Origin of the sequence: Methylocystis bryophila (genome assembly GCF_027925445.1) — a bacterium.
Taxonomy (GTDB): domain Bacteria; phylum Pseudomonadota; class Alphaproteobacteria; order Rhizobiales; family Beijerinckiaceae; genus Methylocystis; species Methylocystis bryophila.
The window spans coordinates 1,134,418-1,148,121 of the sequence record NZ_AP027149.1 but is presented as its reverse complement, the minus strand read 5'-3'; the positions used below and the strand labels follow the sequence as shown (position 1 = coordinate 1,148,121).

At 63.4% G+C, this 13,704-nt stretch carries 11 protein-coding genes; 3 read left to right on the top strand and 8 right to left on the bottom strand.

Features of this window, described 5'->3' with window-relative positions; translation table 11 throughout:
- Nucleotides 1-109 precede the first annotated feature (109 nt).
- The 7 genes from QMG80_RS05300 to QMG80_RS05270 form a co-directional block, all read right to left on the bottom strand.
- Nucleotides 110-1,051, bottom strand: a complete 942-nt coding sequence (locus tag QMG80_RS05300; protein ID WP_085771873.1) for an Hsp33 family molecular chaperone — start codon at nucleotides 1,049-1,051, stop codon at nucleotides 110-112.
- Nucleotides 1,027-1,974 (bottom strand): ornithine carbamoyltransferase, encoded by a 948-nt coding sequence (argF, locus tag QMG80_RS05295; RefSeq protein WP_085771872.1) that lies wholly within the window; start codon nucleotides 1,972-1,974, stop codon nucleotides 1,027-1,029. The genes QMG80_RS05300 and argF overlap by 25 nt, the downstream gene beginning before the upstream one ends.
- Complete coding sequence (locus QMG80_RS05290; RefSeq protein WP_085771871.1) at nucleotides 1,971-3,167, bottom strand: aspartate aminotransferase family protein; 1,197 nt, start codon at nucleotides 3,165-3,167, stop codon at nucleotides 1,971-1,973. Before QMG80_RS05290 ends, argF begins: the two co-directional genes overlap by 4 nt.
- Nucleotides 3,168-3,516: 349 nt before the next feature.
- Nucleotides 3,517-5,139: an efflux transporter outer membrane subunit gene (locus QMG80_RS05285; protein ID WP_245299901.1), complete on the bottom strand. Its 1,623-nt coding sequence runs from the start codon at nucleotides 5,137-5,139 to the stop codon at nucleotides 3,517-3,519.
- Between the two features lie 112 nt (nucleotides 5,140-5,251).
- Nucleotides 5,252-6,376 (bottom strand): ABC transporter permease, encoded by a 1,125-nt coding sequence (locus QMG80_RS05280; protein ID WP_085771870.1) that lies wholly within the window; start codon nucleotides 6,374-6,376, stop codon nucleotides 5,252-5,254.
- Between the two features lie 2 nt (nucleotides 6,377-6,378).
- Nucleotides 6,379-9,162 carry a ribosome-associated ATPase/putative transporter RbbA gene (gene rbbA, locus QMG80_RS05275; protein WP_085771869.1) on the bottom strand — a complete coding sequence of 928 codons (2,784 nt, stop codon included), beginning with the start codon at nucleotides 9,160-9,162 and terminating at the stop codon, nucleotides 6,379-6,381.
- Nucleotides 9,163-9,182: 20 nt separating this feature from the next.
- The gene (locus QMG80_RS05270) at nucleotides 9,183-10,199 is read right to left on the bottom strand and encodes an HlyD family secretion protein (protein ID WP_245299900.1); all 1,017 of its coding nucleotides are present in this window, start codon (nucleotides 10,197-10,199) and stop codon (nucleotides 9,183-9,185) included.
- 321 nt (nucleotides 10,200-10,520) lie between these two features.
- Here QMG80_RS05270 and QMG80_RS05265 point away from each other — a divergent pair, with 321 nt between their 5' ends.
- On the top strand, nucleotides 10,521-11,921 hold the full coding sequence (locus QMG80_RS05265) for a DUF2252 domain-containing protein (RefSeq protein ID WP_085771867.1): 1,401 nt from the start codon (nucleotides 10,521-10,523) through the stop codon (nucleotides 11,919-11,921).
- A gap of 120 nt (nucleotides 11,922-12,041) precedes the next feature.
- Here QMG80_RS05265 and bufA2 read toward each other — a convergent pair whose 3' ends face one another.
- The gene (gene bufA2, locus QMG80_RS05260; protein ID WP_085771866.1) at nucleotides 12,042-12,299 is read right to left on the bottom strand and encodes a BufA2 family periplasmic bufferin-type metallophore; all 258 of its coding nucleotides are present in this window, start codon (nucleotides 12,297-12,299) and stop codon (nucleotides 12,042-12,044) included.
- A gap of 192 nt (nucleotides 12,300-12,491) precedes the next feature.
- On the opposite strand from bufA2, the gene QMG80_RS05255 reads away from it, so the two are divergent.
- Entirely contained in the window at nucleotides 12,492-13,049 is a 558-nt protein-coding gene (locus QMG80_RS05255) for a sigma-70 family RNA polymerase sigma factor (protein WP_085771865.1), read from the top strand.
- Nucleotides 13,046-13,684 carry an NrsF family protein gene (locus QMG80_RS05250; RefSeq protein WP_085771864.1) on the top strand — a complete coding sequence of 213 codons (639 nt, stop codon included), beginning with the start codon at nucleotides 13,046-13,048 and terminating at the stop codon, nucleotides 13,682-13,684. The genes QMG80_RS05255 and QMG80_RS05250 overlap by 4 nt, the downstream gene beginning before the upstream one ends.
- Nucleotides 13,685-13,704: the final 20 nt, after the last annotated feature.

Sequence of the window (13,704 nt, the reverse complement as noted above, 5' to 3'; positions counted from 1 at the left end):
CTCTCGCCTGAGGAAACCTAGGCACGCTGTGCCACGAAAGCGCCGGCGCCCGCAAGGTTCAGGTGATTTAGTTTCAGCTTCGCGGGGCTCGCTTCGCTGCGCCTGCGTCTCAATCCAGCGCCGCCGGATCATAGATGCGCCGCCTGTTGCAGAATTCGCAGGTGACGACGATGCGGCCGTCGTCTCCGACCATGTCGGCGCGGTCCTGCGACGAAAAGCTCTTCAGCATGTTTTCGACGCGCTCGTCGGTGCAGCGGCAGCCCGCCTTGAGGGGCCGGGCCGTCTCCACGGTGACTCCCCGCTCGTGAAATAGGCGGTAAAGCAGGCGCTCAGCGGAAAGGCTCGGGTCGACGAGCTCATGGTCTGCGATCGTGGTCGCCAGCGCGACGCCTTCGTTCCAGGAATCCGGCACTTCGCCCGTGGACTCGATCAGCGACGCGCCTCGCGGCGGCAGGAACTGCAGCAATATGCCGCCGGCGCGCCAGCGCCGGCCCCGCGGCTCGACGACTTCGGCGACCGCCAGCCGCAGGAAGGAGGGAATCTGTTCGGACTGGCGGAAATATTCGAAGGCAGCCAAGGCCAAGCCTTCGCCCTCGAGGGCGACGACGCCCTGATGGCGTGCGTCCTCCTCGGGATTTTCGATCGTGAGCGCCATATGGCCGCGCCCGAGAAGCTCCGCGGGCGCGCCGAGCGGCGCCTCCCCTTCTTTTTCGTAACGGGCGAAGCCGCGCAGCCGCCCCGGCGGATCGTAATCGACGACGAGAAGGTCGATCGCGCCATCGCTGCGCGTCTGCAGCTGAAAGCGGTCGTGGCGCGTCATCATCGAGCCGAGCAGCGCGGTGAGCGCGACCCCTTCCCCGAGCGCGCGCGCGACCGATTCCGGATAGGGGTAATTCGTCAGGATCTCGTCGACGACCGGCCCCAGCCGCACGATGCGGCCGCGCAGATCGAGCCCCGGCACGGCGAAGGCCAGCACGCTGTCGTCCTCGGGCTCGTTCGAGACGGGACGGCTCGCCGGCGCGCCCTTCACGACGCACTCGCGTCCAGGCACCAGGTCAGGATGCCTTTTTGAGCGTGCAGTCGATTTTCGGCCTCGTCGAAAACGACCGATTGCGCACCGTCGATCACGGCGGAGGTGACCTCCTCGCCGCGATGCGCCGGCAGGCAATGCAGGAAGATCGCGTCCTTGGCCGCCGCCTTCATCAGCTTCTCGTCGACCTGGAAGGGCGCAAGGAGATTGTGCCGATACGTCTCTTCCTCGTCGCCCATCGACACCCAGCAATCCGTGATGACCGCGTCGGCGCCGGCGACCGCCTCATAGGGATCATGGCAGAGGTTGAGCCTGGCGCGATGTTTCTTCGCCCAGTCGAGAAGCTCCTTGGCGGGCCGCAGATCTCGCGGCGTCGCGATGTTGATCTCGAAGTCGAAGCGCTGCGCCGCATGAACCCAACTCGTCAGCACATTGTTGGCGTCGCCGCTCCAGGCGACACGGCGTCCGGCGATCGGGCCGCGATGCTCCTCGAAAGTCATCACATCGGCCATGACCTGGCAGGGATGCGAATGTTTCGTCAATCCATTGATAATGGGCACGGCGGCGTGCTCGGCGAGCTCGAGCAGATCGTCGCGATCCAAGATGCGGATCATGACCGCATCGAGAAAGCGCGAGAGCACGCGCGCCGTGTCGGCGATCGTCTCGCCGCGGCCGAGCTGCATCTCAGCGCCCGTCAGCATGATCGTCTCGCCGCCGAGCTCGCGCATCGCCACGTCGAAGGAAACGCGCGTGCGCGTCGAGGGCCGGTCAAAGACCATGCCGAGGAACTTTCCGGCGAGCGGGCGCTCCGCGGACAGCACGCCCTTGATCCGGCGCGCCTTCATGGCGACCGCGCGCGTAAGAATGGCGCGCAGCTCGTTCGCGGGGAGCTGGGAAATATCGAGAAAATGGCGCGGCGCGCCTTTTGCCGGTCCTTTGGTCACTGCGCCGCTCCAGCAAGCGCCGCGCTCTCCAGCGCAACGCAGGCGGCGCGCAGTCGTTTGCCGGCTTCCGCGATATGGCTCTCGTCGATAATGAGCGGCGGGAGGAGGCGGACGACATTGTCGCCGGCCGCGACGAGGAGCAGCCCCGCGTCACGCGCCGCTTTGAGAAATTCGAGATTGGGGACGCGCGTCTTGAGGCCGAACATCAGCCCCTCGCCGCGCAGGCTGTCGATGATCTGCGGATGCTCGTCCTCGAGCTCGGCGAGCTGCTGGCGCAGCACCGGCTCCAGCCGTTTGACGCGCTCGAGAAAACCTTCCGAGAGAACAACGTCGAGAACGGCATTGGCGATGCTCGCCGCGAGCGGATTCCCGCCGAAAGTCGATCCATGGGCGCCGAGCGTCATGCCCTTGGCCGCTTCTTTCGTCGCAAGGCAGGCGCCAATGGGGAATCCGCCGCCGAGTCCCTTCGCGAGCGCAGCAATGTCGGGTGAAACGCCCGCTCTTTCGATGGCGAGAAAGCTTCCCAATCGCCCAACTCCGGTCTGCACCTCGTCGACGACAAGCAGCAGGCCACGCTGATCGCAAAGCGTGCGGAGCGCGCGCAGGAACTCGAGCGGAAACACGCGAATGCCTCCCTCGCCCTGGATCGACTCGATGAGCACGCCCGCCGTCTCGGGGCCGATCAGCGTCTCCACCGCGGCCAGGTCGCCGAAGGGCGCCTGATCGAAACCTTCGACCGGCGGGCCAAAGCCGTCGAGATATTTGCGATTGCCGCCGGCGGAGAGAGTGGCGAGCGTGCGGCCGTGGAACGCGCCTTCGAAGGTGATCAGCCGGTAGCGTTGCGGCTCGCCGTTGGCGGCGTGGAACTTGCGGGCGGTCTTGATCGCGCATTCGATCGCTTCCGCACCGGAATTGCAAAGAAAGACCTCGTCCGCGAAGCTCGCGTCGACGAGCCGCTGCGCGAGCCGTTCCGCCTGGGGTATCTGATAGAGGTTGGAGACGTGCCAGGGCCGCGTCGCGCCCTGTTGCAAGGCTTCGAGAAGGCGCGGATGGGCATGGCCGAGCGAGTTGACGGCAACTCCCGCGCCAAAATCGAGATAACGCCCGCCGTTGCTCGCGACGAGCCAAGGGCCCTCGCCGCTCTCGAAGGCGAGATCCGCGCGAGCGTAAGTTGGATAAAGCGCCGACGTCAAAGCTCTCGCTCCCCTAGAGCGCGTCCCGATCGCGCGGAATCACGCGATCGAAAAGGACACAGCTCCAAATCATGAACTTAGAGCATGTCCTCACCGGAAAACCGCTTCGCACTTTTCCGTGACATGCTCTAGGCGGCGCGTCTGTAGGGCGGCCCGCATCGCGCTCGAGCCCAAAAACAAACCGCCGCCCCGAAGGGGCGGCAGGCTACGATTGGATTGTAAAGGCTCGGCCCCTCGCGGTCAAATCCAGCGACGCCGCTGGGCCCGGCCTCCGTGACGGGCTCGAGCCGTCTCAGAGAGAGGTTGCGCAGGGGACTCATCGCGATTCGCGGACGAGGCGCGCGCCCGCTCACCAGTCCGGGGGCCTCAGGGCCGGCGCCGCGCCCGCCGGCGTCGGCAAAGGCAGGGCGTCGGTCGGGGGCGGAGAAGGCGCCGGCAGCAAATCGCCCCAATTGGTGCGCGACGCCATGTCCGCCTGCACCTCTATGGGAACGACCGGCTTGCCGTTGCGGATCTCCCAGCCGCCGCCAAGCCCCCTGTAAACGCCGATGAGATTAAGCGCGATGGTCGACCGCGCCTCCACGAGCCGGTTTCTCTGCTGGAGTAAGGAAGTTTGCGAGTTGAGCACTCGCAGATAATCCGTCGCGCCTTCGCGATACTGGATCATAGAGAGACGCACGGACTCGAGCGCAGCCTCAACAGCGCGCTGATAATTGACGGCGCTCTCCTGCTCCTTGAGATAGCCGATCAACCCGTCTTCGACCTCTCGCTGCGCCGAAAGCACCGTCTGCTCATAATTGGTGAGCGCTTGCTGAAAGCGTGCGTCCTGCGCGCGCACATTATTGGTGATCTGGCCGTAGTTCAGAATGGGCCATGTGAAGGTCGGCCCAAGCGTGTAGGCGAGGCTATGGGGCGCAAAGAGCTTGTGGACGTCGCTCGCCTGCACCCCGACCTCGCCGGACAAGACGAAGCGCGGATAGAGTTCGGCCTCAGCGGCGCCGATGCGGGCGCTTTCGGCCGCTGCGGCAAGCTCGGCGGCGCGAATATCCGGGCGACGGCGGAGAAGATTGGCCGGCAAGCCAACCCCTATGCTCTTGGGCGCCGACGGAATTCCGGCCGGACGGCAAAGAAGAGACTCAATCGCGCCTGGCGGACGCCCGAGCAGCACGCTCAGGGCGTTTTTGTATTTTTGCCACTCGGACTGATACTCCGGAATCGACGCGAGCGTGCTCTCGAGCAGCGTGCGCGCCTGCGTGACGTCGAGCTCGGAGACGGCGCCATTTCGGAACCGCGATTCGGCGACGTCCAATCCCTCCTTTTGGACCTTGGCGTTCTCGTGGGCGAGACGAATGAGCGCTTCATATGTCCGCATCCACGTATAGTCGCGCGCGACCTCTGCGGTGAGCGACACAAGCGCATTGTCGTAGTCGGCAGCGGTCGCCAAGAGCTTGGCGTCGGCGGCTTCGACGTTGCGGCGCAGCCTTCCCCAAAAATCGAGCTCCCAGCCGGCCTGGAAACCGAGACTGTAGATCGGGAAGTTATGCCTAAAAAACACGGGCAAGTTCTGGTTCGCCACGCGCGAGCTCAGAAGATTTTCCTGCGCGAGCCCCGTGCCCTGCTGGACCTGCGGGAAGAGCTCGCCGACCGCCACGCCCAGTTGCGCGCGCGATTCGAGAATGCGCAGCCCCGAGACCTGAAGGGGAAGATTCTGCTCCGACGCGATCTCGATAAGTCGGTCGAGAGTCGGGTCCTTGAAGACCTTCCACCAATAGAGATGCGGACCGGAATGCTCGGACACGCGCCGATCGCGATGCTCGAGCCAATCCTCATTGACCGGAACTTCCGGGGGAACGAAGTCGGGTCCGACGGCGCAGCCGACGGTTAGGATCGTGAGGCCGAGGAGTCCCGCAGCGCGCGCCGGTCTCCGCGCTCGCTTTGCAAGCATGCCCCTCGCGCCCGTCGAACGCTTCATAAAGCTCCCCGCCCCTCACCGAGGGGGCTAATTAACGCCGCGGCCTCGCTTAATAGGGTTAGTTCTCGATAAAGGCCAAACGGCGCCAGCGCTGTCGATGTGCGCTCCCCGCCTATCGCGTGACCGCGATCGATTTTCGAAACAGCGACAGGCTGTAGACGAAAAAGGTTAGGCCGATCCCGCCGACCATCGCGAACTGCCGCCAGACGTCCTGAAATCCGCCGCCCCGATAGATGATGATTTGCGAGAAGCTCACGAAATGGCGAGACGGCAGGAGGAAGGTCAAACTTTGCAGCCATGCCGGCTGACTCTCGACAGGCGTGTTGCCGCCCGAGAGCAATTGGAGCACGAGGACCACGATAATGATGAGCAAGGCGAATTGCGCCATGGAGCGAGAGATCGTCCCGAGGAACAGGCCGAGCGCGGTTGCAAAGAAGAGATAAAGCAGCACGCCCGCGAACCATAGCAGGACAGAGCCCGCAAAAGGCGACTCCAGCAATTGCATGACAACGATGCGCAGCGAAAGCGCCGTGCATATGAGGATCACAAGGCTGTTGGACCAAATCTTCGCCATGGCGATCTCGAAAGCGTTGAGCGGCATGACGAGCAGGTGTTCGAGCGTTCCGTGCTCACGTTCACGGATGACGGCGGCTCCCGTCAAAATGACGGTTATGAGAGTGATTTGGTTGATGATGGCGACGACGCTCGTGAACCAGGAGGATTCGCCATTAGGATTGAACAAGCGCCGGATGATCAAATTGATCGGAGGGGCGGCTGATCGGTCTGTTCGTCGGAAAAAGCTCGAAACACGGTCGTTGATGATGTTCTTGATGTAGCCGCTGCCGATCGCCGCCTGCGTCATGGCGGTCGCGTCGATGTTGAGCTGAATGTCGGGATGACGGCCGGCGCGCTGATCGAGCTCGAACCGCGGCGGGATCACGACGACGAACATATATTCGCCCCGATCCATCGAGGTTTCGACCTCGGACACGGGGATGATGTCTGGCCTTTGAAAGCGCGGCGGATAGAAGGCGTTCATGAGCTCCTTGGAGAGGGCCGAACCGTCTTCGTCGACGAAGGCGATGGAGGCGTTGCGGACCTCGCTCGATGTGCCGGTCGCTTGAGCATAGATCGCGCCGGTGAAAGCATAGAGGACAAAGAAAACCATCACGAGATCGCTCGCGAGGCTGCGAAACTCCTTCAGCCCCAGCCAGAAGACGTTGAGCAGAGTGTTCACGGCTAGTTCTCCTGCTTGCGCAAGGCAAGCACGCTCACGAGCCATAAAACGGGGATGCAGAAAGCCAGATAGACCACATCCTGCATCAGCAAATCGGCGCCGAGCCCCTTGGTGAAGACGCCCCTGCTGGCATGCATGTAATAGGACGTCGGCCAAATTGCGCCCATGAGTTTCGCGCTCCCCGCAAGCGTCGAAACCGGCTGCAACAGACCAGCGAAATTGATCGTCGGCACAAGGGTCAGAATCGCGGTCACGAACACGGCGGCGACTTGGCTGCTCGTGAATGTCGAGACCACCATGCCGATGCCGGTCGTCGTGACGAGGTAGAGCAGCGTGCAGATGGTTAAAATCACAAAGTCGCCCTTGACGGGTATGCCGAACACGATGATCGCCATCGCCGTTAAAATAAAATAGTTCACGAAGCCGATCACGATATAGGGGATCTGCTTGCCGAGCAGATATTCCAGCCGCGCCGTCGGCGTGACATAGAAATTGATGATCGAACCAAGCTCTTTTTCGCGCACGACACTGATCGCCATTAGGATGGCGGGAATGAAGATCAGCAACATAGGCGGAACACTGGGAACCATAACATAAATGCTTTCAAATGTCGGATTATACATGTAGCGATCTTGGAACGTGGCCGTATATTTTGGAGGCTCGGTAGGCAGCCCGTTCGAGGGATCCTGCATCATCGTCATCTGAACGGCTTGAACATATTGAGAGACGGTCTCGCCGCGGTAGGTGTTGGCGCCGTCAACCCAGGCGAGCACCTCCGGCGCAAGCTCCTTGCGCAAGTCGCGACCGAAATTGGGCGGCATCTCGATGACCAGCGAGATGTCATCCGCTTGCAGACGCCTCAATGCGCTGTCGGCTGAGCGAACCGGCTCCGTCAGCGTGAAATAGCGCGGCGTTCCCGCGAATTGCTCGAGATAGGCGCGGCTCTCCGCGGTCTGGTCGAGATCGAAGGGGGCATAGCGGATATGCTCGACGTCCGTCGTGATGCCGAAACCGAAGACGAGCATCAGAAGCGCCGACCCTAGGAAGGCGAAGGCCAGACGGATCGGGTCCCGCAGAATCTGCATGGTCTCATTGGCGCTATAGGCGAGCAAGCGGCCAAGCCCGAGCGAGAGAGCAGAGCGCGGGGCGTGCGCAAGCCCCACCGGTTTCTCGGCGCTCGCCGGCGCCGCCGCTGCAGCGCTCTCCTTGGCCGCCTTTTCGGCGATCGCGTCTTCCATGTAGCCGATAAAGGCTTCCTCGAGCGAGGCGGCGCCGCGCGCTTCAATGAGCTTCTGCGGCGCGTCGGCGGCGAGCACTTTTCCTGCATTCATGAGCGAGATACGATCGCAGCGCATCCCCTCGTTCATAAAATGCGTCGTAATAAAGATCGTCACGCCCTGGTTGCGCGAGAGATCGATGAGCAATTCCCAGAAGCCGTCGCGCGCCACCGGATCGACGCCCGAGGTCGGCTCGTCGAGGATGAGCATCTGCGGCTCGTGCAGCACGGCGACCGCGAGCGAAAGCCGCTGGCGCAGACCCAGGGGCAGATCTTTGGTAAGCGCATCGAGATAGGGTCCGAGACCGAATTTCTCGACAAGCTCGTCGATGCGCGTCTTCGTTTTGTCGGGCGGGAGGTGATACAGGCGCGCGTCGAGAACGAGGTTCTCTCTGACGGTAAGCTCTTCATAGAGAGAGAAGGCCTGCGTCATATATCCGAGCGTTTTGCGCACCTCGATGCTGCCGGCTTCGACGGAGTGGCCGAAGAGCGTCGCGCTGCCTTCCGTCGGCGGCAGAAGGCCCGTCAGCATCTTCATCGTCGTCGACTTGCCGCAGCCGTTGGAGCCGAGGAAGCCGAAAATTTCCCCGCGCTCGATCGTCAAGGTTACGTGATCGACCGCGACGAAATCGCCGAAACGGCGCGTCAGGCCCTTGGCGTCAATGACGATCTCGGCCTTGCCCTTTGGCCTTGGCGGGATGGTCAGGTCGACGTGGCCGCTGCGCTTTTCCTCCGGCAGCAATTGGACGAAGCACCGCTCCAGGTCTTTCGTCCCCGTTCGCTCCATAAGTTCCTTCGGCGTGCCGGTCGCGAGCACACGGCCCGCGTCCATGGCGACGATCCAATCCCAGCGCTCGGCTTCGTCCATATAGGCGGTGGAGATCATCACGCTCATGCTCGGGCGGTCCCGGCGAATGTCGTCGATGAGCGCCCAGAATTGCCGCCGCGACAAGGGATCGACGCCGGTGGTCGGCTCGTCGAGAATGAGCAGATCCGGCTCATGCACGAGCGCGCCGCAGAGGCTAACCTTCTGCTTCATGCCGCCCGAAAGCTTTCCGGCGGGGCGTTCGGGAAAAGGCCCAAGCCCCGTTGCGTCGAGCAGCTCCTTGATTTTGGCCGGACGCTCCTCGGCGGAGAGGCCGAAGAGCCGGGCCATGAAATCGATGTTCTCCGCGACGCTGAGCTCTAAATAGAGGTTCTTGCCGAGACCCTGCGGCATGTAAGCGATGCGGGGACAGGCGTCTCGCCGATGCCGGGCGTCCGCCATGTCGCCGCCGAGCACGATCACCTTGCCCTGCTGGATCTTCTTCGAGCCGGCGATGAGCGCCAGAAGCGTCGACTTGCCCACGCCGTCGGGACCGATGACGCCGACCATGAGCCCGCTCGGAATGTCGAGCGAAAGCGTGTCGACCGCCAGCGTCTTGCCATAGCGATGCGTGACTTTGGCGACCGAAACGACAGGCGGAGCGACGCGTGCATCCTTTGACGCGTCAGTCGCAGAATCCAGCATCAGGTTGTCGCTCCGGGGCTTTACGGTTTCGCGCTGCGACTTGCCTGCTCGCCCCCGGGCTTAACGAGATTCTGCAGGTAAGCCGGCCACTCGGCGGAATTGTCGAGCTTGACATAGCCGACGCCGCGCACGCCCGTTTTCACAACGTCGATGTGGGACTCGACCATCTTCTCGGGCACGCGGATCTTGACGCGAAACATCAATTTATCACGCTCGGTCTTGGTCTCGACCTGCTTCGGCGTAAATTGCGCCTCCGGCGACACAAAGCTGACATAGCCGGCGACGGCGACGCCCGGCAGCGCATCGAGGGTCAACCTCGCCTCCGCGCCTTCCCTGATCCTCGCGGCCTGAGCGGACGGCAGGAAGATCTCCATGTAAACGTCGCTGAGATTGGTAAGAGTCAGCACCTTCCCACCCGCCGCGATCACCTCGCCGACCTCGGCCAGCTTATAAAGCACCCTCCCCGTGACCGGAGATTTGAGTATGGCGTCGTCGATGCGGGTCTGAATGGTCGCGGCGGTGGCGATGGCGACCTTGACCTCCTGTTCTATCGTGCGCAGCTTCGCCTCTTCTTCCGCCAAGCCGGCCGTCGTCGTCGCCAACGCCATTTGGCGCACGTCGAGCTCGCGCTGAGATCCGGCCCTCTCCCTGACCAGCGCCGTGCTGCGCTTGACCTCCGTCTTGGCGAGGTTGATTTCAGCCTGCCTCTTTCCGATCGTGGCTCGACTGACGGCTTCCTGCTGTTGCTTCGCCACGACGCTGAGCTTGGCTTCGGCGAGCTGAGCATCGAGCGTCACCGTGTCCATTCGCACCACCACCTGGCCGGGCTTCACGAGATCGCCTTCGTCGACGAGGATTTGCTTAACGCGCAGAGGCTCCTTTGCCGCGATGTCGACGAGCTTCGCCTCGATGCGCCCATTGCCAGAGGCGATCCCCGACGGCAGCGCCGATCGCGCGGCGCTCCAGTGCTGATAGCCGATGTAGCCCCCGATCGCGATAACCGCCGCAATGATGATCATCTGAACAGTTTTTGACACCAGGCGACCTCATGGGATTATCGCTGCGAAAGCGCTTCGCGAGAGTCTTTAAGTCCCTTTGGCTTATAACGCTCTACCACAATGAGACAAAAGCGACCGACGCCCTTTTCCTCATAGCGCGGATTCATGGCGTCGCTACCGCTCAGCCTTCAGCCACTGTTCGGCGCGTTGGCAATGAACTACTATGGGCTTTGCCGGGCGGACCAAACGCACCTCATGGCCCAGCCCGACTGGAAGCTCGGCTGTGACCTTTCGATCAAATTTCTATAATAATCCTGCTTTTCTTGATCGATAGAGCAAACGTCTCGGGGAGGCTCACCTATGCAAGCATCCAGCTCAGCCACTTCCCTCGCGCAGCTCTCCGTCGACGCGCGCTACGAGGCCGGAAAAAAGCGCCGCGCCGAAGTCTCGCGCGAGTCGCTCGGTGAGTTCTCCGCCACGGCGCGAGATCCGATTGCAATCATCGAGGAGACCAACAAGGGCCGTCTCCCCAATCTGCTTCCGATACGTCGCCAGCGCATGGCCGCCTCGCCTTTCGCCTTCCTGCGCGGCGCCGCGGCGCTCATGGCCGTCGACCTCGCCACGGAAAAGCCTCCCGGCTTCCCCGTGCAGTCCTGCGGCGACGGCCACCTGATGAATTACGGCGCCTTCGTCTCGCCCGAAGGCGCTGCGCTTTTCGACATCAATGATTTCGACGAGACGCTGCCCGGCGTCGATTTCACTGTCGACGTGAAGCGCCTTGCCGCCAGTTGCGCCGTCGCCGCGCTCGCCGCGGGCGACTCGGAGAAAAAGGCGCGCGCGGTCGCAAAAGAGTCGGTGAAAGCCTATCGCGAGCGCATGGCGCAGCTCGCGGCGCTCTCTCCCTATGAGGCGTGGCACGCGCGAGTCGATCTGCGCCGCGAGGCGGCCGATCTCTTCGAAGGCGATCTGGCGAAGACGCTGCGCGAGGCCGCCGCGCACAAGCGCGCCGACCACGGAGACGACAAGAACTTCCCTCATCTCGTCGGCGACTCCAAGAAAGGCGGCTGGCGCATCGCCGATCACCCGCCGCTGATCTATCACGACAATGACGTGGAGGATGCGGCCATCCATGTCGATTTGCCGCAGGTCTTCGAGAGCGTCCTCGCAACCCTGCCGGCGGAGGTGGGAATCCTCCTGGCGCGCTACCGCCTTGCGGACTCGGCCGTGAAGGTCGTCGGCGTCGGCAGCGTCGGCACCTATTGCGCCATCGGCCTCTACGTCACCGAGGACGGCGAGCCGCTCTTCCTGCAGCTCAAGGAGGCGATGACCTCGGCGCTCGAGCGGCTTGGTGGCAAACCCTGGGCTGGACAACAGGGAGCCCGCGTCGTCACAGGTCAGCGCATCATGCAGACGGCGGCCGACAGCTTCCTCGGCTATACGCAGGACCCGGTCTCGAAGCGGCAATTCTACGTTCGCCATTTGAAAAACCGCCGGCTCGGCTCGATCAGCGACCTTCTGGAGGCCAAGGCCCTCACCCAATATGCGATCCTTTGCGGCCGCACGCTCGCGCGCGCCCATGCCCGCTCTGCGGACGCGACGACGCTTGCGGGCTACATGGGGAAGAGCGAAACCTTCGAAGACGCCATCGCCTCTTTCGCGATGCTCTACGCGGCCCAAAACAAAAAAGATTTCGACAAATTCGTCGCGGCGAACGCCAATGAGCCAAAACTGAAGGACCAGCTCGCCGCCGCGACGCAGTAGCGCCACGTCCAGTACGAATCCTCATCCTTCGAGACGGCTCCTGCGGAGCCTCCTGAGGATGAGGTTCGTGCAAAGACCTCTTCCCCCGATTGCCGTGATTGCGATCGAGAGCGTCTCGCGCTACTCGACGACCGAGCCGCCTTTGGCTTCACAGACCTTTTGCGATTTGACCTCGACGAAGCCTTGCCCTTTGCAGGCGTTCTGGCCCTTGCAGGCGTTGTTCGCCGTCTTGCAGGCCCCCATGCCCTTGCAGCTATTGATCCCGGAGCAATGCACCGGCGCCTTCTTCGCCAAGGCGGGCGTGGACGCCGCTCCGCTCAGCGCGAGCGCGATGGCCGCGCCGGCAATGGCCGCGCTCGAATAGACGGTGGTTTTCATTTCGCTCTCCCGATTCAGGTTGTTCTGCGAATTGTTTGGTTCGCGTTCTTGACTTCGCGGATGCAGAGGCGACCGTTACAGCCCGATCCCGCCGACGCTCGCCCTGGGGGCGGCAATGATGATAAAGGGACGCGGCCGCAAGGCTGACGCTGTAACGCCGGATCGCTTTTCGACGAGGAAGAGGAGAGGGGATTGGGTTTGGCTCGCGCCGAAGCCGAGTGGGAGGCGTTGATGCGCCAGGCGACCGCCGGGGACGGCGAGGCCTACCGACGTCTCCTGGCTTCCCTGACGCCTGCGCTTCGCGCCGTCGTGAGACGGAACTGCGGGCGCATCGGTCTCGATCCGGGCGAGGCGGAGGATGTGGTGCAGGAAACGCTGCTGGCGATCCATTTGAAGCGGGAAACATGGGAGCCGGAGCGCCCCATCGGCCCCTGGATCATGACGATCGCGCGCAACAAGCTCGTGGACGCAAGACGGCGGCGCGGCGCCGCCACCGTCGCGCCAATCGAGGATTTCGCCGACATGCTGAGCGTCGGAAGCATTGACGACGACCTCGATCGAATCGATCTCGACCGCATGATCGGGCGACTGGGCGATCGCGACCAGAGCCTCGTGCGGGCGTTGGCGATCGAGGGCCGCTCGGTGCGGGAGACGGCCGCGACGCTGAACATGAGCGAAGGCGCGGTTCGCGTCGCTCTCCACCGCGCCGTCAAGCGGCTCGCCGCCTTCTTTCGGGGAGAGCGGGCATGAAAACCGGCGCGCTGATCGATATCCTCGTCGCCGATCTCGAGCCCTCGAGGCTGAGGTTTCGCGCTCGACTGCGCCTCGAGCTCGCCTGCGGCGCGGTTTTGGCGGGCCTCATCTTGCTGGTTGCCTTGCGCCTTCGGCCTGACCTGGGCGCGCAGATCGCCTCGCCGCGTCTCTGGTTCAAATTCGTGACGACGCTGACGCTCAGCGTCACGAGCCTGGGGCTCGTCTCGCGGCTTGCGACGCCGGGGGCGAAGGTCAAGCCGTGGCTCGGCGCCCTCTCTCTCACGCTGCTCGTCATCGGCTTCGGCGTGCTCGCCGAAGCCGTCACGACGCCGCCCGCTTCCTGGGCTGCGCGACTCGTCGGCCATAACGCCCCCTATTGCCTGACGCTAATCCCGCTTCTGTCGGCGGCGCCGCTCGCCTGCGCGCTCCATGCGCTGCGACGGGGAGCGCCCTCCGACCCGGGGCTCGCGGGCGCCGTCGCGGGGCTTCTGGCCGGAGGGGTCGGAGCCACGCTCTATGCCCTCCATTGCACCGACGACAGCCCATTTTTCGTCGTCGCGTGGTATTCGTTAGCGATCGCTATCGTTACGCTCGCGGGATATGCGGCCGGACGGCGTTGGCTCAATTGGTGAGCCGGAAACGCCTCTGCCCC